Here is a 19244-nt window from a genome sequence, read left to right on the forward strand (position 1 = left end):
GGCGGCGCGAATTCGCCAGTCCTGTCCCGTAACGTGGGCCGCATATAGAAGCCCCTGCGCGATAGTCAACTATTCGTGTGACGGCGTTCGGGGGTTGGCAGAACCTTACACGATGTTAATGTCCGTCTCGGGAAGGGTCTTTGTGAGGGTATCTGTATGCTGCGTGCGCTAGCCGTGGCGACCGTTGCGGTCGCCTGTCTCGCCGCCGGCCCGGGTCGGGCCGATATGAATTCCGCCTTCGGCAACACCGTCATGTCCCGGTATCCGGACGGCGGCTGGGTCAAGCACTGGTTCAATCCGGACGGCAGCTACGCCGCCCAGTTCTCGGACGGCCGCCGCCTGGCCGCGCGCTGGAGCGTGCAGGGCGAGCGAATCTGCCTGACGAACATGCGCCCCAACATGCTGATCCCGCGCTTCTGCACGGCGCTGATCGAGGCCGATGTCGGCGACACCTGGCAGTCGCGCGATCCGCTGGGCCGCCGCGTCCAGAACGTGCTGCTCGCCGGACGGCAGTAGGGCCGCTCAACCCGCCGCCTGAGGCGCAAAGACAAACGGCCGCTCCGAAGGGAGCGGCCGTTTTGTTGTCATCGGTATCGATGGAGGGGGGCGGTGCGCCATCCCTTCAGAAGAAGGAATGGCGCGAGTGACGGGGCTCGAACCCGCGACCTCCGGCGTGACAGGCCGGCACTCTAACCAACTGAGCTACACCCGCGTTTCCCGACCGAAGCGCTGGTGCGCCGCGGCGAGGGGCGTCGTTTAGGCGGGCTCGCCGGGCGCGTCAAGCACGTCGGATGAGGAAAATCCGGATCAGCGGTTGGCGACCCCCGGACCCGCCACCGCGGCGGCTTCCGGAGGCGCGACGGGGCCCGCCACGCCGCCGTCCGCGGGCAGCTGGGCGGCCACGGCGGGCGGGGGTGGTTCATAGTGGACGCCGACGCCGGGGCCGACCGGCAGGTCGAAGGCGACCCAGGCGGCGACCATGGCCAGCCCGGCGACCAGGAAGGCCCCCGCGTAGGGCAGCATGGTCGACATCAGCGATCCCAGGCCGAATTTCGGGTCCCAGCGCTGGGCGAAGGTCAGAATCAGCGGGAAGTAGCTCATCAGCGGCGTGGCGATGTTGGTGACGGAATCACCCATGCGGTAGGCGGCGGTGGTCATCTCCGGGCTGATGCCCAGCAGCATGAACATGGGCACCACGATGGGCGCCAGCGCGGACCATTTGGCCGAGGCCGAGCCGATGAACAGGTCGAAGAAGCAGGACACCAGGACCACGCTGATGAGCAGCAGCGGGGCGGGCAGGTTGATCTGCTGCAGGCCGGCCGCCGCGTTGATGGCCAGAATCGGTCCCAGCCCCGACCAGTTGAACATGGCTACGAAGTGGGCGGCGAAGAAGGCCAGCACGAGGTAGGGCGCCAGCTGGGAGATGCCCTCGCGCATCATGCGCACCAGGTCGCGATGGTTGGTCACGGTGCGCGAGCCGACGCCAAAGGCCGCGCCGGTGACGAAGAAGGTGACGGCGAAGAAGGCGGCCAGCGACTTGTAGAGCGGGTTGAAACGCTGGGCGGCCTCGGCGTCCGGATCGACGAAGGGCGAGCCGGGCAGGAGGGTGATCAGGGTCCACAGGGCGATCATGCCCAGCACCGTCAGGCCGGCGAAGCGCAGGCCGCGCTTTTCGTCGGCGGTCAGCGGCGTCTTCTCGTCCGCGGCGGGCGCGTTGACGCCGGCGGCGGGCTTCCACGGCCCCAGGCGCGGCTCGATGACCCGATCGGTCAGGAACCAGACGATGGGGGTGAAGACGGCGACGACGCCGATGATGAAGAACCAGTTGCCCGCGATGTTCACCGAATAGGACGGATCGATCAGGTGGGCGGCCGGCTCGGTGATGCCCAGGATTAGGGCGTCGCTGGCGCCGGGGAACAGATTGCCGGCGTAGCCGCCCGAGACGGCCGCGAAGCCGGCGGCGAGACCCGCCAGCGGGTGACGGCCCGCCGCGGCGAAGATGACCGCGGCCAGCGGGATGACCACGACGTAGGAGGCGTCCGAGGCGTGGTGCGAGACCATGCCGGTGATCACCACGATGGGCGTCAGGATGGATTTGGGGGCGTTCAGCAGGGCGCTGCGGATGGCGGTGGAGAACAGTCCGCTGCGCTCCGCGACCGAGGCGCCGTAGATGATGGTGATGACGATGCCCAGCGGCGGGAACTCCGCCAGGGTGCGCGGCATGCCGATGATCAGCCGCTCCAGATTCTCGGGCGCGAGCAGGCTGACCGCCTTCAGGGTGTCGCCGGTGACCGGATTGACCGCCGCCCAGCCCAGGCCCGAGCCGATCAGGCTGAGCACGATCAGCCCGCCGATGAGCCAGAGGAAGAGGAAGACCGGGTCGGGCAGGCGGTTGCCCACCCGTTCGACGGCGTTCAGGACCCGTGCGCCAATGGCCATCCGCGTATCTCCCCCGGATTGTTTCGCGAACTTCCATAGGCGTGAAGCGGCGGTTCGGGACAAGACGCGGGCCCTGCGACATGTCGCCCGCAAATCTGCGAACCGTTCGCAAGAAAAACCTTTCACCATATGGGTTTGAACCCCGGCAGTTCCGGGGCTAGAAAGCGCCGAATCCGCCCCTCCCTCTGTGGCGGACGAGGTCCCTCCGGATGAATGCATTCCTTCTCGAATATCTGCCGATCGTGATCTTTCTCGGGATCGCGGCGGTGCTCGGGCTCGGCTTCATGCTGGCCGCCTGGGTGCTGGCCCCCAAGAACCCCGACTCGGAGAAGCTGTCCGCCTATGAGTGCGGGTTCAACGCGTTCGACGACGCGCGCATGAAGTTCGACGTGCGCTTCTACCTGGTGTCGATCCTCTTCATCATCTTCGACCTGGAAGTGGCCTTCCTGTTCCCGTGGGCGGTGTCGATGTTCGACCTGTCGCACGCGGGCATGATCTTCGCCTTCTGGTCGATGATGGTGTTCCTCGGCGTGCTGACCGTCGGCTTCATCTACGAATGGAAGAAGGGCGCGCTCGAATGGGAGTGACGACCAACAACGTGCCGCTGATCGGCATGGGCAACTCCGGCGCGTCGCCGGTGGGGCCGGGCGCCTCGTCGCCCGTCGCTTTCGGGATGGGCGCGCGCTCGACCGTCGAGGGCTATGACCCGGCGATCCACGACAAATTCTTCGAGGCCGTGAACGCCGAACTGGGCGAGCGGGGCTTCATCACGACCTCGCTGGACGACGTCATCAACTGGGCGCGCACCGGCTCGCTGATGTGGATGACCTTCGGTCTGGCCTGCTGCGCCGTGGAGATGATGCAGGCCTCGATGCCGCGCTTCGACATGGAGCGCTTCGGCATGGCCCCGCGCGCCAGCCCGCGTCAGTCCGACCTGATGATCGTGGCCGGCACCCTGACCAACAAGATGGCTCCGGCCCTGCGCAAGGTCTACGACCAGATGCCGGACCCGCGCTATGTGCTGTCCATGGGCAGCTGCGCCAACGGCGGCGGCTATTATCACTACAGCTACAGCGTTGTTCGTGGTTGTGACCGGGTGGTCCCGGTCGACGCCTATGTGCCGGGCTGCCCGCCGACGGCGGAGGCGCTGCTGTACGGGCTGCTGCAGCTGCAGAAGAAGATCCGCCGCACGGGGACCATCGACCGATGACCTCTCTGGTGAAGCAACAGGAACTCGAGACCGCCCTGACGCCGCTGGGCGCCGAGATGGTGGCCGAGCTGGGCGTGCAGGCGCAGGTGGCCTTCGGCGAGCTGACGCTGGTCGCGGACCGCGAGAAGATCGTCGAGGTCCTGACGGTGCTGAAGGACCGCTTCGGCTTCCAGCAGCTGCTGGATCTGTGCGGCGTGGACTTCCCGGACCGGGAAGAGCGGTTCGAGTTGGTCTATCACCTGCTGTCGCTGACCCGGAACGCGCGCATCCGCGTGAAGGTGACGACGGACGAGGTCCAGCCGGTGCCGAGCGCCGTGTCGGTCTTCCCCTGCGCCGACTGGTTCGAGCGTGAGGCGTTCGACATGTACGGCATGCTGTTCGAGGGCCATCCGGACCTGCGCCGGCTGCTGACCGACTACGGCTTCCAGGGACATCCGCTGCGCAAGGACTTCCCGATGACCGGCTATGTCGAGGTCCGGTACGACGAGGAGCAGAAGCGGGTGGTCTACGAACCCGTCAAGCTGACCCAGGAGTTCCGCAACTTCGACTTCCTGTCGCCGTGGGAAGGCGCTGAGTATCCCGCCCCGGTCCTGCCGGGCGACGAGAAGGTGAAGGGCTGATGGCTGATTCCAACACCATCCCGGCCCCTGTCGGCACCGACGTGTTCGACGACCTGCCGCACGACGGGCGGACCGACCACGCCCGGGCGATGGACGACCGCAAATTCACCATCAACTTCGGCCCGCAGCACCCGGCCGCGCACGGCGTGCTGCGCCTGGTGCTGGAGCTGGACGGCGAGCTGGTCACCCGCGTCGATCCGCACATCGGCCTGCTGCACCGCGGCACCGAGAAGCTGATGGAGGCGCGCACCTATCTGCAGAACGTGCCGTACCTGGATCGCCTCGACTACGTCGCGCCGATGAACCAGGAGCACGCCTTCTGCCTGGCGATCGAGAAGCTGCTCGGCGTCGAGGTGCCCTACCGCGCCCAGCTGATCCGCGTCCTGTACTCGGAAATCGGCCGCATCCTCTCCCATCTTCTGAACGTGACGACCCAGGCCATGGACGTCGGCGCCCTGACGCCGCCGCTCTGGGGCTTCGAGGAACGCGAGAAGCTGATGGTGTTCTACGAGCGCGCCTGCGGGGCGCGTCTGCACGCCAACTACTTCCGCCCGGGCGGCGTCCACCAGGACCTGCCCAGCGACCTGATCGACGACATCGGCCGCTGGTGCCAGACTTTCCCGGCGGCGCTGAAGGACATCGAGAGCCTCGTCACCGAGAACCGCATCTTCAAGCAGCGCAACGTCGACATCGGCGTGGTGTCGAAGCAGCAGGCCCTCGACTGGGGCTTCACCGGCGTGATGATCCGCGGCTCGGACATCCCGTGGGACCTGCGCAAGTCGCAGCCGTACGAGTGCTATGCCGACCTGGAGTTCGACATCGCCGTCGGCAAGAACGGCGACTGCTGGGACCGCTACCTGTGCCGCATCGAGGAGATGAAGCAGTCGGTGCGGATCATGGAGCAGTGCATCCACAAGCTGCGCAACTGCCCCGGCGAGCCGGTGATGATCGAGGACAACAAGATCGTCCCGCCCAAGCGTGGTGAGATGAAGCGCTCGATGGAAGCGCTGATCCACCACTTCAAGCTCTACACCGAGGGCTTCAAGACGCCCGAGGGCGAGGTCTACGCCTCGGTCGAGGCGCCCAAGGGCGAGTTCGGCATCTATCTGGTGTCGGACGGCACCAACAAACCCTATCGCGTGAAGATCTCGGCGCCGGGCTTCCGCTCGCTGCAGGCGATGGACTGGATGAACCGCGGCCACATGCTGGCCGACGTGTCCGCCATCCTCGGTTCGCTCGACATCGTTTTCGGAGAAGTGGACCGATGAGCGTTCGTCGTCTCGCCAAGGAACAGCCGGCCTCGTTCGCCTTCTCGAAGGCGACCAAGACCAAGTGCGACTGGTGGATCGCCAAATATCCCGAGAACCGTCGCCAGTCGGCGGTGATCCCGATCCTGTGGCTGGTCCAGAAGCAGGAGGGCTGGGTCTCCGAGCCCGCCATCCGCGCCATCGCCGAACTGCTGGGCATGCCCTTCATCCGGGTGCTGGAGGTCGCGACCTTCTACACCATGTTCATGCTGGAGCCGGTCGGCTCGGCGGCCCTGATCCAGGTGTGCGGCACGACGCCCTGCATGCTGCGCGGCGCCGGCGACCTGATGGACGTCTGCAAGAAGAAGATCGGGCCCAAGCAGACCCTGAGCGCCGACGGCCGCTTCACCTGGGAAGAGGTCGAGTGCCTGGGCGCCTGCGCCAATGCGCCGATGGCGATGATCAACGACTACTATTTCGAAGACCTGACCGCCGAGAACATGGCGCAGATCATCGACGACTTCGCCGCCGGCAAGAAGCCCAAGCCCGGCTCGCGCGTCGGCCGCGCCAGCTCGGAGCCGGAAGGCGGGGCCCTGACCCTGACCGACGCCAAGCTGTATGACGGCTCGGCGGCCAAGCCGATCAAGAAGCTGCCCAACAGCGATCCGGTGACGGCATGACCCACAAGCCGACTCTCAGCCCCCAAGTCGCCTCGGGCCTGTTCATCGCCGCGGGTGCGATGTGGTGCCTGGCTGCCTGGATGGGTAAAGAGGCGGCGTTCTACGGCGTCGGCGCGATGTTCGTGCTTCTCGGGATCGCCAACCTGGCGCGGGCGCGCAGGGGCGGGGCGTCATGAGCCTGCCGGATCTCGACACCGAGGAAGGCCGCGCGGCCTACCGCAAGGAACTGATGGCCGTGGGCCGTCCGTACCGGCTGGGCGGGCTGGCGCTGGTCGTGGCCGGCGCCGGCTATGTCCTGGGCACCCGTTACGCCGGCCTGCCCGCCGATCAGACGCTGACGGTGGTCGCCTTCGGCGCCGTGGCCGCCGGCTGGGTGCTGTTCCTGGCCGGCCGGTTCATGCGCACCCAGCACCACAAGCGCCGCCTGAGGGAGGGCCTGTGATGGCCGGGCAGTATCCCAAGACGTCGGGAAACCAATTGAGCAACGCCGGTGGCCGGCGTGGAGATCTGAACTGACCATGGTCGGAATCCTCGAAGACAAGGATCGCATCTTCACCAACCTCTATGGTCTCCAGGATTGGGGCCTTGAGGGCGCGAAGAAACGCGGCGCGTGGAACGCGACGAAGGACATGCTCGACCTGGGTCGGGACTGGATCATCACCAACGTCAAGAACTCGGGCCTGCGCGGACGCGGCGGCGCCGGCTTCTCGACCGGCCTGAAGTGGTCCTTCATGCCCAAGGAGGTGAAGGATCGTCCTCACTACCTGGTGGTCAACGCCGACGAATCCGAGCCCGGGACCGCCAAGGACCGGGAGATCATGCGCCACGATCCGCAGCTGCTGATCGAGGGCTGCCTGATCGCCAGCTTCGCGATGCAGGCGCACGCCTGCTACATCTACCTGCGCGGCGAATATGTGCTGGAGCGCGAGCGCATGGAGGCGGCGGTCAAGCAGGCCTACGAGGCCAAGCTGATCGGCAAGAACAACGTCCACGGCTGGGACTTCGACGTCTACATCCACCATGGCGCGGGCGCTTACATCTGCGGCGAAGAGACCGCCCTGCTGGAGAGCCTGGAAGGCAAGAAGGGCCAGCCGCGCCTGAAGCCGCCGTTCCCGGCCGGCGCGGGCCTATACGGCTGCCCGACCACGGTGAACAACGTCGAGTCGATCGCGGTCGTCGGCACCATCCTGCGCCGCGGGGCCGAGTGGTTCGCCGGCTTCGGCCGGCCGAACAACACGGGCACCAAGCTGATGACCATCAGCGGCCACGTGAACCGGCCGTGCAATGTCGAAGAGGCGATGTCGATCCCGCTGAAGCAGCTGCTGGAAGAGCACTGCGGCGGCGTGCGCGGCGGCTGGGACAATCTGAAGGCCGTGATCCCGGGCGGCTCTTCCGTGCCGCTGATCACGCGCGAGATGTCCGAGACGGCGCTGATGGACTTCGACTCCCTGCGCGATATGCGCTCGGGTCTGGGGACCGCGGCGGTCATCGTCATGGACGAGTCGACCGACCTGGTGAAGGCGATCGCCCGCATCAGCTATTTCTACAAGCACGAGAGCTGCGGCCAGTGCACGCCGTGCCGTGAAGGCACCGGCTGGATGTGGCGCGTGCTGGAGCGGATGGCGATCGGCGATGCCGACCCGTCCGAGATCGACCTGCTGCTGGACGTGGCCGGCCAGGTGGAAGGTCACACCATCTGCGCCCTGGGCGACGCCGCGGCGTGGCCGGTGCAGGGGCTGATCCGCCACTTCCGCCATGAGATCGAGGACCGCATCGCCCAATACCGCAGCCGCCGCGCGAACTTCGCCGGCCATGCGATCGCGGCGGAGTAGGGGAAGATGTCCACGCGTCTTTCAATCCTGATGCTGTCGGCGGCGGCGCTGGTCGCCTGCTCGCTCAAGCCCGCCGAGGCTCCGGCCAAGGCCGAGACCCCCGCGCCTGCGGCCGCTCCCGCCGAGCCGGCCGCCCCGGCTGCTGCGCCCGCGACGTCGGACGTGACGCCCAAGGCCGGTGAAAGCTACTGGACCGTGCGCGCCCGGCTGGTCGCAGCAGGCTTCACGCCCGTGGACACCAATGACGAGGAGTTCACGGTCTGTCCGGACGCGATGCAGCAGCAGCGCGAGATTTCCGTCCGCGAATGCCCCAGCACCGTCGAGGTGCTGCCGGAAGTGAACAGCTGCGCCGGGACCGGTATGGGCAACTGCCTGACCAACTGGCGCAGCCCGGACGGCCGTTTCCTGAAGATCTTCACCGTCGACGGCCCCCAGCCGGGCGTCGTGCAGTCCATCGAATGGTCCAACACCCGCCCCGCGTTCGAAGAGTGAAACACGCTGTCGCGCCTTTGATGCTGATCCTCTCCCTCGCCGCCTGCGGCGAGCGGACGGACGCGCCTGCCGCGACGCCGGCGGAGAAGGTCTCGGCCGTGAACCCCGCGTCGGACGCCGAGGCCAGCGTGCCGGCCGTGCTGACCGCCGCCGACCTGCGCCGCGTCTGTCAGGCCGGTCTGGCCGCGATCCACGGACAGGACTTGTCGGCCATCCAGATCGACGGGCTGGAAGGCCCGGTGGTCAACGCGTCGTGGCGTGCGCCGGTCGACGGCGGACGTCGTCGGGCGCAATGCCGGGTCGACGGCGACATGGTCACCTGGAAGCCGGTCGATGCGAGCAATCCCGAACAGAACCGCTGGATGAACCAGTCCGGCGACCCGGCGGTGCGCTTCGTCCTTGACGGCGACGCCATCACCATCAACACGACGCTCCCGGATGGGAGCACAGCCACGGAACGGTATTCCGTCGCTGCTGAGCAAGAGGCCCGCTGATGCCCGTCGCCAAGGTCAACGGCGTAGAAACCGAGTTCGAGCCCGGGATGACCGTGCTCCAGGTCGCCGAAAAGGCCGGCCATGAGATCCCGCGTTTCTGCTACCACGAGCGCCTGTCCATCGCCGGCAACTGCCGGATGTGCCTGGTCGAGGTGAAGCCCGGACCGCCGAAGCCGCAGGCGTCGTGCGCCCTGCCGGCCGCCGAGGGCCAGGAGATCTTCACCGACACGCCGATGGTGAAGAAGGCCCGCGAAGGGGTGATGGAGTTCCTGCTCATCAACCACCCGCTGGACTGCCCGATCTGCGACCAGGGCGGCGAATGCGACCTGCAGGACCAGGCCGTCGGCTACGGCCGTGACGGCTCGCGCTACGCCGAGAACAAGCGCGCGGTCGAAGAAAAGAACATGGGTCCGACGGTGAAGACCTTCATGACGCGGTGCATTCAGTGCACGCGTTGCGTCCGCTTCATCACCGAAGTCGCCGGCGTGCCGGACATCGGCATGATCTCGCGCGGCGAAGACGCCGAGATCACCACCTATCTGGAAAAGAACATCGACAGCGAGCTGTCGGGCAACGTCAACGACCTGTGCCCGGTGGGCGCCCTGACGCACCGCCCGTGGCAGTACCACTACCGCCCGTGGGAGCTGAAGAAGACCGAGACCATCGACGTCATGGACGCGCTGGGCTCGAACATCCGCGCCGACTTCAAGGGCTCGGAAGTCATGCGCGTGCTGCCGCGCGTGAACGAGGGCATCAACGAGGAATGGCTGTCGGACGTGAGCCGCTACGCCGTCGACGGCCTGCAACGCCAGCGCCTGGACCGCCCCTATGTGCGTGAGAACGGCCGCCTGCGCGCCGCCTCGTGGGACGAGGCCCTGGGTGTCGTGGCCGCCAAGCTGAACGCCGCGCCGGCCGATCGCATCGGCCTGGTCGGCGGCGACCTGCAGGACGCGGAATCGATGAAGGCGGCGCTGGACCTGTTCCGCGCCCTGGGTTCGGCCCACACCGACTGCCGCCAGGACGGCGCCGCCCTGGGCGTCGGTCCGCGCGAAGGCTGGCTGTTCAACACCGGCCTGCAAGGCATTGAAAACGCGGACGCCGTCCTGATCGTGGGGGCCAACCCGCGCACCGAGGCGCCGCTGCTGAACGCCCGCCTGCGCAAGGGCTGGCTGGCCGGCAAGAGCGAGATCGGCCTGATCGGCGAACAGGCCGCCCTGACCTTCGACTACAGCTGGCTGGGCGCCGGCTCCAAGACCCTGGCCAAGCTGCCCAAGGCGGCGATGGACTTCCTGACCAAGGCCGAGCGTCCGGCGATCATCGTCGGCTCGGGCGCCCTGACCGGCGCGAACGGCCCGGCCGTGCTGAACGCCCTGGGCGCGCTGGCCAAGAAGGTCGGCGTGGTCACCGAAGGCTGGAACGGCTTCAACGTCCTGCACACCGCCGCCTCGCGCGTGGGCGGCCTGGACATGGGCTTCGTCCCGGGCGAGGGCGGCAAGACCGTCGCCGAGATGATCAAGCCGGGCGCGCTGGACGTGCTGTTCCTGCTGGGCGCCGACGAGATCGAACTGGGCGGCTCGGACGCCTTCCGCGTCTACCTGGGTTCACACGGCGACCGGGGAGCCCACGGCGCCGACGTGATCCTGCCGGGCGCCGCCTACACCGAGAAGTCGGGCCTGTATGTGAACACCGAAGGCCGGGTGCAGATGGCCGAACGCGTCGTCTTCCCCAAGGGACAGGCCAAGGAAGACTGGGCCGTCCTGCGCGCCCTGTCGGCCCTGGTCGGCCAGACCCTGCCGTACGACACGCTGGACGCGCTGCGCGCCAAGCTGATGGCGGACCATCCGACCTTCGGCCGCATCGACTACCTGCCGACGCCGGCGTCGTTCGACGTGGCGGCGCTGGGCAAGAAGGGCGACCTGGGCGACGTGGCCTTCGCCTCGACGGTGCGCGACCCCTACCTGAACAACCCGATCACGCGCGCCAGCGTGACGATGGCCGAGCTGTCCGCCCAGCGGATCGCCCCGGTCGCGATGGCGGCGGAGTAACCGATGACCGACGTCGTTTCCCCCAAGTCCAAGCCGAACGTCCTGGCGGTGCTGTTTCTGACCGTCGTCGGTCTGGCCGTCGCCGCGGGCCTCGTCGCCCTGGCCGTCTGGGCCTGGGGCCTGATCCCGCCGGCCTTCTGGGCCGGTCCGGTGGGCTGGACCCTGATCACCGCGGGCGGGATCCTGCTGGTCACCGTCGGGATCCTGATCTCGCTGGCCTTCCTGCTGCTGGCCGACCGCAAGATCTGGGCGGGCGTGCAGATGCGCAAAGGCCCGAACGTGGTGGGCCCGTTCGGCCTGCTGCAGTCGTTCGCCGACTTCTTCAAATTCGTGCTGAAGGAAATCGTCGTCCCGGCCGGCGCCGACAAGGTCGTCTTCCTGCTGGCGCCGCTGCTGACCTTCATCCTGGCCTTCATCGCGTGGGCGGCCATTCCGTTCGCGCCGGGCTGGGTCGTCTCCGACCTGAACGTCGGCATCCTGTACATCTTCGCGATCAGCTCGCTGGGCGTGTACGGCATCATCATGGGTGGCTGGGCTTCGAACTCGAAGTATCCGTTCCTCGGCTCGCTGCGGTCCGCCGCGCAGATGGTTTCGTACGAAGTCTCCATCGGCCTGGTGATCATCAACGTCATCCTGCTGGCCGGGACGATGAACCTGACCTCGATCGTCACCCAGCAGCAGGGCATGATCTGGAACTGGTTCGCCTTCGGCGGCGGGGCAGGGACCTGGCCGACGATCCTGGTGATGTTCCCGATGGCGATCATCTTCTTCGTCTCGGCCCTGGCCGAGACCAACCGCCCGCCGTTCGACCTGCCCGAGGCGGAGTCCGAACTGGTGGCCGGCTATCAGGTCGAATACTCCTCGACCCCGTACCTGCTGTTCATGATCGGCGAGTACGCCAACATCGTCTTCATGTGCGCCATGATCAGCCTGCTGTTCTTCGGCGGCTGGAACCCGGGCGTGCCGCAGGACTGGCTGGACGCCCTGCCGGGCTGGCTGGAGCAGGCGGTCTATCTGGTCACCTTCCTGGCCAAGATCGTCTTCTGGTTCTGCATGATCGCGCTGGTGAAGGCCTTCGTGCCCCGCTACCGCTACGATCAGCTGATGCGCCTGGGCTGGAAGATCTTCCTGCCGACCTCGCTGGTCTGCGTGGTCGCCGTCGCCGCCTGGCGCGTGTTCGCGGTGGGTTCATGATCCGCACCCTCGCCCTTTCCGGACTGATGCTGGCGGCGCTGGTCGCCGGCGGCTGCCAGACGGTCTTCAAGCCGATCCAGCCCGAGGTGATCTCGCCGATCGACCGCATGGATCGCGCCGAGGGCGCCCGCCAGCGCGGCGCCCAGACACATCCGGACTGCAGGATCGAGCCTCGGGGCGGAAGCCAGGAGGACCAGCGGCGCCGGCGCGAGGCCTGCGAGCGGATGGAGCGCGGCCAATGATGCGCGTCCTGACCCTTCTCGTGGCCGCGGCCACGCTGACCGCCTGCGCGGGCCAGCCCTACGAACCCCTGCCGGTGTCGCCCCATCAGTGGCAGCAGCGCCAGGAACGCATCCAGCGTCAGGAGGCCGAGCGCCTCCAGCGTTGCGAGGCGATGGATAAACAGAGCGAGCGTTACGCCCGCGAGTGCCCGCGTACCGGAGGCGCGCAATAATGCTGAACCGTCTCGTCCAGGCCGCGAAAGGCGCTCTGCTGCTCGACGCCGTCGGCGCCATCGGCCTGTCGCTGAAATACATGGCCCGACCCAAGGCCACGGTGAACTATCCGTTCGAGCGCAATCCGCAGTCGCCGCGCTTCCGCGGGGAGCATGCGCTGCGCCGCTATCCGAACGGCGAGGAACGCTGCATCGCCTGCAAGCTGTGCGAAGCCATCTGCCCGGCCCAGGCCATCACCATTGAGGCCGAACCGCGCGCCGACGGCAGCCGCCGCACGACCCGCTACGACATCGACATGGTCAAATGCATCTACTGCGGCCTGTGCCAGGAGGCCTGCCCGGTGGACGCCATCGTGGAAGGTCCGAACTCGGAGTTCACCACCGAGACCCGCGAAGAACTGCTCTATGACAAGGATCGCCTGCTGGCGAACGGCGACCGCTGGGAACGGCTGATCGCCAAGAATCTGGAACTCGACGCGCCTTACCGCTAAGGCGCAATCGCTGAACGGGGAGGACGATTCCACCAGGGATCGCCGCCCATAACCGAAAGGGGCTGAGGCCTCCGATGTTGCAAGGCATTGCCTTCTATCTGCTGTCGACGGTGGCCGTCGTGGCCGGCCTTCTGGTCGTCACGGCGAAGAACCCCGTGCACAGCGTGCTGTGGCTGATCCTGGCCTTCTTCTCGTCGGCGGGGCTGTTCGTCCTGCTGGGGGCGGAGTTCCTGGCCATGCTTCTGATCGTGGTCTACGTCGGCGCCGTGGCGGTGCTGTTCCTGTTCGTCGTCATGATGCTGGACGTCGACTTCCTGCGGCTGCGCGAAGGCTTCGCGCAGTACCTGCCGCTGGCGGTGATCGTCGCGGGTGTCCTGCTGGCCGAGATGGTCATGATCTCGCTGACCGTGGTGAACCGCGGCGCCGCCGCGGACGCGGCCTCGCCGATGGTCGCGACGGCGGACGCCTCGAACGTCGAGACGATCGGCCGGGTGCTCTATACGGACTTCGTCTACTTCTTCCAGGCCGCAGGCATCGTGCTGCTGATCGCCATGATCGGCGCCATCGTCCTGACCCTGCGCCACAAGCCCCACATCAAGCGCCAGAACGTCGCCGACCAGGTCGGTCGCGACGCCAAGACGGCCATGGAAGTGAAGTCGGTCACCACCGGCGCGGGCGTCACCCCCGAGGATCTGGTCTGATGGTCGTCACCCTGCAGCACTATCTGGCGGTCGCCGCCATTCTGTTCACCATCGGGGTGTTCGGCATCTTCGTGAACCGCAAGAACGTCATCATCATCCTGATGTCGATCGAGCTGATCCTGCTGGCCGTGAACATCAATTTCGTCGCCTTCTCGAGCTACCTCAACGACGTGTCGGGGCAGATCATGGCCATGTTCGTGCTGACCGTGGCCGCCGCCGAGGCGGCCGTGGGCCTGGCCATCCTGGTGACCTTCTTCCGTAACCGCGGCGACATCGCCGTGGACGACGCCTCGGTCATGAAGGGCTGATCGTGAATATCCAGCTCCTCGTCACTCTCGGGATCTTCGCCCCGCTTCTGGGCGCGACCATCGTCGGCCTGTCGGGCCGCCGACTGGGCAACGTCGTCTCCCAGGCCATCACCACGGGCCTGCTGTTCTTCTCGTGCGTCATCGCCTGGATCGTGTTCAGCCAGTGGACCTGGGGCCATCTGGAGCCGTTCACGCTCACCCTGGCGCCCTTCATCCACGTCGGCGACTTCGTCTCCAACTGGTCGATCCGCATCGACGCCCTGTCGGCCACGATGCTGGTGGTCGTGACCAGCGTGTCGTCGCTGGTTCACCTGTATTCCTGGGGCTACATGGCCGAGGACCCGGACAAGCCGCGGTTCTTCGCCTACCTGTCGCTGTTCACCTTCGCCATGCTGGCGCTGGTCACCGCCGCCGACTTCATGCAGCTGTTCTTCGGCTGGGAAGGGGTGGGCTTGGCGTCCTATCTGCTGATCGGCTTCTGGTACAAGAAACCCACCGCCAGCGCCGCCGCCATCAAGGCCTTCGTGGTCAACCGGGTCGGCGACTTCGGCTTCGCCCTGGGCATCTTCACCGTCTTCTGGATGTTCGGCACTATCCAGTTCGCCGAGTTCTTCCCGATGATCGCCGCCAAGGCCGGCACGGGCTGGGAGTTCCTGGGCCACACCTGGTCGGGGCTCGATCTGGCGGCCTTCCTGCTGTTCATCGGCGCCATGGGCAAGTCGGCCCAGTTCTTCCTGCACACCTGGCTTCCGGACGCGATGGAAGGCCCGACCCCGGTGTCGGCCCTGATCCACGCGGCGACCATGGTCACCGCCGGCGTCTACATGGTCTGCCTGCTGTCGCCGCTGTTCGAGTACGCGCCGACCGCTTCGGCCATCGTCGCCACCATCGGCGCGGTCACGGCCCTGTTCGCCGCGACCGTCGGCCTGGCCCAGAACGACATCAAGCGGGTCATCGCCTATTCGACCTGTTCGCAGCTGGGCTACATGTTCTTCGCCGCGGGCGTGGGCGCCTATGAGGCGGCCATGTTCCACCTGTTCACCCACGCCTTCTTCAAGGCGCTGCTGTTCCTGGGCGCCGGCTCGGTGATCCACGGCATGCACCACGAGCAGGACATGCGGAAGATGGGCGGCCTGTGGAAGCTGCTGCCCGTGACCTATGCGGTCATGACCATCGGCACCATCGCCATCACCGGCCTGGGCATCCCCGGGATCGGCGGCCTGGCCGGCTTCTATTCCAAGGACGCCATCATCGAGAGCGCCTTCGCCGCCGCGGCGTCGGGCCACTCGCCGATCGGCCTGTTCGCCTTCTTCGTCGGCATCTTCGCCGCCGGCCTGACCGCCTACTATTCGTGGCGCCTGGTGTTCATGACCTTCCACAACAAGCCGGTGTGGAAGGACGAGCACCACGACGATCATGCGCACGCGCATGACGACCACGCCTCGCACGCCCAGCTGGAGACCCACTCCGAGCCGGACGCGCATGACGATCACGCTCATGACGACCATGGCCACCACGGCCCGCTGAAGCCGCACGAGAGCCCGTGGATCATGCTGGTTCCGCTGCTGGCCCTGTCGGTCGGCGCCGTGGCCGCCGGTTTCGTCTTCGCGCCCTTCTTCATCGGGCACCACGAGGGCGAGTTCTGGAAGGCCGCGATCTTCTCGGGCCCGCACAACCACGTCCTGCACGACGCCCACTCGGTTCCGACCTGGGTGAAGTGGTCGCCGCTGGTCATGACCCTGGTCGGCACCTTCGCCGCCTTCTGGCTCTATGTCCTCAAGGAGGGCATGGCGCGCCGGATGGCCGATCGTGGCGGCGTGGTTCACGCCTTCCTGTACAACAAGTGGTACTTCGACGAGCTGTACCAGTTCGTGTTCGTCAAGGGCGCCAAGGCGCTGGGCGACTTCTTCTGGAAGATCGGCGACGTGAAGATCATCGACGGAGGAGGGCCGAACGGCTTCGCCTGGCTGTCGCGTAAGTTCGCCGGCGGGCTCGCCCGCTTCCAGTCCGGCTATGTCTACTTCTATGCGTTCGTGATGCTCATCGGTCTCTGCCTGTTCCTGGCCTTCGCCATCTCCGCGTGGGGAGCCTGATCATGCCTCAGATCCCCTACATCCTGAGCGTCGTCACCTTCCTGCCGCTGGTCGGCGCGGGCCTGCTGTTGCTGACCCGCCTGCTGGGCAAGGGTTCGGTGGACAGCGCCGCGCGCTGGATCGCCCTGGTCACCACCCTGGTGACGCTGGCCGTCTCGGTCGTGCTGGTCGCGAACTTCGACCAGTCCAGCGCCGCCTATCAGTTCGTCGAACGCTACGTCTGGTTCGCGGGCGCGCAGTATCACCTGGGGGTGGACGGGATCTCGATCCTGTTCGTCCTGCTGACCGCCTTCCTGATGCCGATCTGCATCCTGGCCAGCTGGAACTCGATCAAGGACCGCGTCAGCGACTATATGATCGCCTTCCTGGTGCTGGAGACGCTGGTCATCGGCGTGTTCACGTCGCTGGACCTGTTCCTGTTCTACATCTTCTTCGAAGGCACCCTGGTCCCGATGTTCATCATCATCGGGGTGTGGGGCGGGGCGAACCGCATCTACGCGGCGTACAAATTCTTCCTGTACACCCTGCTGGGATCGGTCCTGATGTTCCTGGCCATGCTGTGGATGGCGCATACCGCCGGCACCACCAGCATCCCGGCGCTCAAGGAATTCGCCTTCTCGCCGACCGCGCAGCCGATCCTGTGGCTGGCCTTCTTCGCCTCGTTCGCGGTGAAGATGCCGATGTGGCCGGTGCACACCTGGCTGCCCGACGCCCACGTTCAGGCGCCGACGGCGGGCTCGGTCATCCTGGCCGGCATCCTGCTGAAGCTGGGCGGTTACGGGTTCATCCTGTTCAACCTGCCGATGTTCCCGGACGCGTCCAAGATGTTCGCGCCGCTGGTCTTCACCCTGTCGGCCATCGCCATCGTCTACACCTCGCTGGTCGCCTTCCGTCAGACCGACATCAAGAAGCTGATCGCCTATTCGTCGGTCGCGCACATGGGCTTCGTGACCATGGGCATCTTCGCCGGCAACGATCAGGGCGTGCAGGGCGCGGTCTTCCAGATGCTGAGCCACGGCCTGATCTCGGGCGCGCTCTTCCTCTGCGTCGGCGTGGTCTATGACCGGATGCACACCCGCGAGATCGCCTTCTACGGCGGTCTGACCAGCCGGATGCCATGGTTCGCCGCCATCTTCCTGATGTTCACCATGGCCAACGTCGGCCTGCCGGGGACCTCGGGCTTCATCGGCGAGATCCTGACCATGACCGGCGTCTACCAGGTCTCCACCTGGACGGCCCTGTTCGCCGCCTCGGGCGTGATCTTCTCGGCGGTCTACGCCCTGACGCTGTACCGCAACGTCATGTTCGGCGAGATCACCAATCCGAAGCTCAAGGACATCCTGGATATCGACAAGCGCGAGCTTCTGATCTTCACGCCGCTGATCGTCGGCACCCTGCTGCTGGGCGTCCAGCCCGGGCTGGTGCTGGACTACACCAACGCCTCGGTCGGGGCCCTGACGTCCGCCTATCAACTCGCGATCGGTGGCTGAGACCATGATGCCTGATCTGATTTCCGCCCTCCAACTCTCGGCCCCCGAGATCACGCTCGCCGTCGGCGGCCTTGTGCTGCTGATGGTCGGCGCCTTCTCGGGCGAGCGCAGCGCCGGCCTGGTGTCCTGGCTGTCGGTGCTGCTGCTGATCGCCGCCACCGCCGTCACCGTGACGGGTCCGCTGGGCCAGGCGTTCAACGGCGCCTATGTGGCCGATCCGCTGGCCGTCTACGGCAAGGCCGTGATCTTCCTGTCCAGCGCCGCCGCCATCGTCTTGGGCAACGGCTGGATGCACCGGTCCAAGATCGCGCGCTTCGAATTCCCGGTCCTGATCGTGCTGGCCTCGGCCGGCATGGGCATGATGGCCTCGTCGGGCGACCTGATCTCGCTCTACGTCGGCATCGAGCTGCACTCGCTGGCCCTGTATGTGCTGGCCGCCTTCCACCGTGACGACCTGAAGGCGTCCGAGGCGGGCCTGAAGTATTTCGTCCTGGGCGCCCTGTCGTCGGGCCTGCTGCTGTACGGCGCCAGCCTGATCTACGGCTTCACCGGCTCGATGCGGTTCGAGGACATCGCCGCCTACGCCGCGGCCAATCCGTCGACCGGTCTGATCTTCGGCCTGGTGTTCCTGATCTCGGGCCTGGCCTTCAAGGTCTCGGCCGCGCCGTTCCACATGTGGACGCCGGACGTCTACGAAGGCGCCCCGACCCCGGTCGTGTCCCTGTTCGCCACGGCCCCCAAGGTCGCGGCCATGATCCTGATCGCCCGCACCCTGGAAGGCGGCTTCGCCGGCTCGCATGACCAGTGGTCGCAGGTGCTGATCCTGATCTCGCTGATCAGCTTCGCGGTGGGCGCCTTCGGCGGCCTGGCGCAGAAGGACCTGCAGCGCCTGCTGGCCTATTCGTCGATCGCCAACATCGGCTACGCCCTGCTGGGCATCGCCGTGGGCACGACCCTAGGCATCCAGGCCATGCTGATGTTCATGACCCTGTACGTCATCGACCAGTTCGGTTTCTTCGCCATCCTGCTGTCGCTGAGCCGCGGCGGCCGTCCGATCCGCAAGATCGCCGACCTGGCGGGCCTGCGGAAGGAGCGTCCGCTGACCACGATCGCGCTGACCGTCCTGTCGCTGTCGGTGCTGGGCATGCCGCCGCTGTCGGGCTTCTGGGCCAAGTACTACGTCTTCGGCGCCGCCGCCGAGGCGGGCTACTGGATGGTCGGCGCCGCCGGTCTGGTGGCTTCGGTCGTGGCCGGCTTCTACTATCTGCGCATCATCAAGCTGATGTGGTTCGATCCGGCTCCGGAAGGCACCGCGCCGACCGACGCCGCGCCGGTCGAGGCCCGCACCATCGCCATGGCCTGCGCGGCCTTCAGCTTCCCCGTGGTCATCGTGGCCTTGCCGTGGCTGGTTCCGCTGGCCGCTCGCGCCGCGGCGGGCTTCGGGGTCGGATAGG

General features: G+C 66.9%; 22 protein-coding genes and 1 tRNA gene. 21 read left to right on the forward strand and 2 right to left on the reverse strand.

From position 1 onward, the window contains the following. Positions 1-156 precede the first annotated feature (156 nt). Entirely contained in the window at positions 157-516 is a 360-nt protein-coding gene (locus tag AC3WRV_RS08765; RefSeq protein ID WP_492312940.1) for a hypothetical protein, read from the forward strand. A gap of 119 nt (positions 517-635) precedes the next feature. Here the strand turns inward: AC3WRV_RS08765 and AC3WRV_RS08770 are convergent. Both AC3WRV_RS08770 and AC3WRV_RS08775 read right to left on the reverse strand, forming a co-directional pair. Next, a tRNA-Asp gene (locus tag AC3WRV_RS08770) sits at positions 636-712 on the reverse strand. A 95-nt stretch (positions 713-807) separates the two neighbouring features. After that, a complete protein-coding gene (locus AC3WRV_RS08775) occupies positions 808-2439 on the reverse strand; it encodes an AbgT family transporter (protein ID WP_492312941.1) in 1632 nt (543 codons plus the stop codon). 209 nt (positions 2440-2648) lie between these two features. On the opposite strand from AC3WRV_RS08775, the gene AC3WRV_RS08780 reads away from it, so the two are divergent. From AC3WRV_RS08780 to nuoN, 20 genes are all read left to right on the forward strand, one after another. Beyond that, the gene (locus AC3WRV_RS08780) at positions 2649-3026 is read left to right on the forward strand and encodes an NADH-quinone oxidoreductase subunit A (protein ID WP_492312942.1); all 378 of its coding nucleotides are present in this window, start codon (positions 2649-2651) and stop codon (positions 3024-3026) included. Beyond that, positions 2996-3649 (forward strand): NuoB/complex I 20 kDa subunit family protein, encoded by a 654-nt coding sequence (locus tag AC3WRV_RS08785; RefSeq protein ID WP_492312943.1) that lies wholly within the window; start codon positions 2996-2998, stop codon positions 3647-3649. Before AC3WRV_RS08780 ends, AC3WRV_RS08785 begins: the two co-directional genes overlap by 31 nt. Continuing rightward, complete coding sequence (locus tag AC3WRV_RS08790; protein ID WP_492312944.1) at positions 3646-4269, forward strand: NADH-quinone oxidoreductase subunit C; 624 nt, start codon at positions 3646-3648, stop codon at positions 4267-4269. Before AC3WRV_RS08785 ends, AC3WRV_RS08790 begins: the two co-directional genes overlap by 4 nt. 89 nt (positions 4270-4358) lie before the next feature. After that, on the forward strand, positions 4359-5537 hold the full coding sequence (locus AC3WRV_RS08795) for an NADH-quinone oxidoreductase subunit D (RefSeq protein WP_291839461.1): 1179 nt from the start codon (positions 4359-4361) through the stop codon (positions 5535-5537). Next, positions 5534-6196 carry an NADH-quinone oxidoreductase subunit NuoE gene (gene nuoE, locus AC3WRV_RS08800; RefSeq protein WP_492312945.1) on the forward strand — a complete coding sequence of 221 codons (663 nt, stop codon included), beginning with the start codon at positions 5534-5536 and terminating at the stop codon, positions 6194-6196. Before AC3WRV_RS08795 ends, nuoE begins: the two co-directional genes overlap by 4 nt. Continuing rightward, positions 6193-6372: a hypothetical protein gene (locus AC3WRV_RS08805; protein WP_492312946.1), complete on the forward strand. Its 180-nt coding sequence runs from the start codon at positions 6193-6195 to the stop codon at positions 6370-6372. Before nuoE ends, AC3WRV_RS08805 begins: the two co-directional genes overlap by 4 nt. After that, positions 6369-6638, forward strand: coding sequence for a hypothetical protein (locus AC3WRV_RS08810; protein WP_492312947.1), 270 nt, complete (start codon positions 6369-6371; stop codon positions 6636-6638). The genes AC3WRV_RS08805 and AC3WRV_RS08810 overlap by 4 nt, the downstream gene beginning before the upstream one ends. A gap of 76 nt (positions 6639-6714) precedes the next feature. Further along, entirely contained in the window at positions 6715-8028 is a 1314-nt protein-coding gene (nuoF, locus tag AC3WRV_RS08815; RefSeq protein ID WP_492312948.1) for an NADH-quinone oxidoreductase subunit NuoF, read from the forward strand. A gap of 6 nt (positions 8029-8034) precedes the next feature. Further along, complete coding sequence (locus AC3WRV_RS08820; protein ID WP_492312949.1) at positions 8035-8520, forward strand: hypothetical protein; 486 nt, start codon at positions 8035-8037, stop codon at positions 8518-8520. A gap of 20 nt (positions 8521-8540) precedes the next feature. Beyond that, positions 8541-9014 (forward strand): hypothetical protein, encoded by a 474-nt coding sequence (locus AC3WRV_RS08825; protein WP_492312950.1) that lies wholly within the window; start codon positions 8541-8543, stop codon positions 9012-9014. Then, the gene (gene nuoG, locus AC3WRV_RS08830) at positions 9014-11059 is read left to right on the forward strand and encodes an NADH-quinone oxidoreductase subunit NuoG (protein ID WP_492312951.1); all 2046 of its coding nucleotides are present in this window, start codon (positions 9014-9016) and stop codon (positions 11057-11059) included. Before AC3WRV_RS08825 ends, nuoG begins: the two co-directional genes overlap by 1 nt. Positions 11060-11062: 3 nt before the next feature. Beyond that, on the forward strand, positions 11063-12253 hold the full coding sequence (gene nuoH / locus AC3WRV_RS08835) for an NADH-quinone oxidoreductase subunit NuoH (RefSeq protein WP_492312952.1): 1191 nt from the start codon (positions 11063-11065) through the stop codon (positions 12251-12253). Next, positions 12250-12495 (forward strand): hypothetical protein, encoded by a 246-nt coding sequence (locus AC3WRV_RS08840; RefSeq protein WP_492312953.1) that lies wholly within the window; start codon positions 12250-12252, stop codon positions 12493-12495. Before nuoH ends, AC3WRV_RS08840 begins: the two co-directional genes overlap by 4 nt. Next, positions 12492-12707, forward strand: coding sequence for a hypothetical protein (locus tag AC3WRV_RS08845; protein ID WP_492312954.1), 216 nt, complete (start codon positions 12492-12494; stop codon positions 12705-12707). The genes AC3WRV_RS08840 and AC3WRV_RS08845 overlap by 4 nt, the downstream gene beginning before the upstream one ends. After that, complete coding sequence (gene nuoI, locus AC3WRV_RS08850) at positions 12707-13198, forward strand: NADH-quinone oxidoreductase subunit NuoI (RefSeq protein WP_492312955.1); 492 nt, start codon at positions 12707-12709, stop codon at positions 13196-13198. Before AC3WRV_RS08845 ends, nuoI begins: the two co-directional genes overlap by 1 nt. Positions 13199-13272: 74 nt before the next feature. After that, on the forward strand, positions 13273-13899 hold the full coding sequence (locus tag AC3WRV_RS08855; RefSeq protein WP_492312956.1) for an NADH-quinone oxidoreductase subunit J: 627 nt from the start codon (positions 13273-13275) through the stop codon (positions 13897-13899). Further along, positions 13899-14207, forward strand: a complete 309-nt coding sequence (gene nuoK, locus AC3WRV_RS08860; RefSeq protein WP_291839400.1) for an NADH-quinone oxidoreductase subunit NuoK — start codon at positions 13899-13901, stop codon at positions 14205-14207. The genes AC3WRV_RS08855 and nuoK overlap by 1 nt, the downstream gene beginning before the upstream one ends. An 8-nt stretch (positions 14208-14215) precedes the next feature. After that, a complete protein-coding gene (gene nuoL / locus AC3WRV_RS08865; protein WP_492313595.1) occupies positions 14216-16300 on the forward strand; it encodes an NADH-quinone oxidoreductase subunit L in 2085 nt (694 codons plus the stop codon). Positions 16301-16302: 2 nt separating this feature from the next. Beyond that, positions 16303-17790 carry an NADH-quinone oxidoreductase subunit M gene (locus tag AC3WRV_RS08870; protein ID WP_492312957.1) on the forward strand — a complete coding sequence of 496 codons (1488 nt, stop codon included), beginning with the start codon at positions 16303-16305 and terminating at the stop codon, positions 17788-17790. A gap of 7 nt (positions 17791-17797) precedes the next feature. Next, positions 17798-19243 (forward strand): NADH-quinone oxidoreductase subunit NuoN, encoded by a 1446-nt coding sequence (gene nuoN, locus AC3WRV_RS08875; RefSeq protein WP_492312958.1) that lies wholly within the window; start codon positions 17798-17800, stop codon positions 19241-19243. Position 19244 lies beyond the last annotated feature (1 nt).

Source organism: Brevundimonas sp. EU05-FHT14B11 (assembly GCF_058790835.1).

What these genes read in the sequence shown, in the direction of transcription:
- AC3WRV_RS08820 (WP_492312949.1), top strand. Translation starts at nt 8,035, where the DNA reads ATGTCCACGCGTCTTTCAATCCTGATGCTGTCGGCGGCGGCGCTGGTC.
- AC3WRV_RS08795 (WP_291839461.1), top strand. Translation starts at nt 4,359, where the DNA reads ATGGACGACCGCAAATTCACCATCAACTTCGGCCCGCAGCACCCGGCC.
- nuoE (WP_492312945.1), top strand. Translation starts at nt 5,534, where the DNA reads ATGAGCGTTCGTCGTCTCGCCAAGGAACAGCCGGCCTCGTTCGCCTTC.
- AC3WRV_RS08780 (WP_492312942.1), top strand. Translation starts at nt 2,649, where the DNA reads ATGAATGCATTCCTTCTCGAATATCTGCCGATCGTGATCTTTCTCGGG.
- AC3WRV_RS08825 (WP_492312950.1), top strand. Translation starts at nt 8,541, where the DNA reads ATGCTGATCCTCTCCCTCGCCGCCTGCGGCGAGCGGACGGACGCGCCT.
- nuoG (WP_492312951.1), top strand. Translation starts at nt 9,014, where the DNA reads ATGCCCGTCGCCAAGGTCAACGGCGTAGAAACCGAGTTCGAGCCCGGG.
- AC3WRV_RS08805 (WP_492312946.1), top strand. Translation starts at nt 6,193, where the DNA reads ATGACCCACAAGCCGACTCTCAGCCCCCAAGTCGCCTCGGGCCTGTTC.
- AC3WRV_RS08845 (WP_492312954.1), top strand. Translation starts at nt 12,492, where the DNA reads ATGATGCGCGTCCTGACCCTTCTCGTGGCCGCGGCCACGCTGACCGCC.
- nuoK (WP_291839400.1), top strand. Translation starts at nt 13,899, where the DNA reads ATGGTCGTCACCCTGCAGCACTATCTGGCGGTCGCCGCCATTCTGTTC.
- AC3WRV_RS08810 (WP_492312947.1), top strand. Translation starts at nt 6,369, where the DNA reads ATGAGCCTGCCGGATCTCGACACCGAGGAAGGCCGCGCGGCCTACCGC.
- AC3WRV_RS08855 (WP_492312956.1), top strand. Translation starts at nt 13,273, where the DNA reads ATGTTGCAAGGCATTGCCTTCTATCTGCTGTCGACGGTGGCCGTCGTG.
- AC3WRV_RS08840 (WP_492312953.1), top strand. Translation starts at nt 12,250, where the DNA reads ATGATCCGCACCCTCGCCCTTTCCGGACTGATGCTGGCGGCGCTGGTC.
- AC3WRV_RS08765 (WP_492312940.1), top strand. Translation starts at nt 157, where the DNA reads ATGCTGCGTGCGCTAGCCGTGGCGACCGTTGCGGTCGCCTGTCTCGCC.
- AC3WRV_RS08775 (WP_492312941.1), bottom strand. Translation starts at nt 2,439, where the DNA reads ATGGCCATTGGCGCACGGGTCCTGAACGCCGTCGAACGGGTGGGCAAC.
- nuoH (WP_492312952.1), top strand. Translation starts at nt 11,063, where the DNA reads ATGACCGACGTCGTTTCCCCCAAGTCCAAGCCGAACGTCCTGGCGGTG.
- AC3WRV_RS08790 (WP_492312944.1), top strand. Translation starts at nt 3,646, where the DNA reads ATGACCTCTCTGGTGAAGCAACAGGAACTCGAGACCGCCCTGACGCCG.
- nuoN (WP_492312958.1), top strand. Translation starts at nt 17,798, where the DNA reads ATGCCTGATCTGATTTCCGCCCTCCAACTCTCGGCCCCCGAGATCACG.
- AC3WRV_RS08785 (WP_492312943.1), top strand. Translation starts at nt 2,996, where the DNA reads ATGGAAGAAGGGCGCGCTCGAATGGGAGTGACGACCAACAACGTGCCG.
- AC3WRV_RS08870 (WP_492312957.1), top strand. Translation starts at nt 16,303, where the DNA reads ATGCCTCAGATCCCCTACATCCTGAGCGTCGTCACCTTCCTGCCGCTG.
- nuoF (WP_492312948.1), top strand. Translation starts at nt 6,715, where the DNA reads ATGGTCGGAATCCTCGAAGACAAGGATCGCATCTTCACCAACCTCTAT.
- nuoI (WP_492312955.1), top strand. Translation starts at nt 12,707, where the DNA reads ATGCTGAACCGTCTCGTCCAGGCCGCGAAAGGCGCTCTGCTGCTCGAC.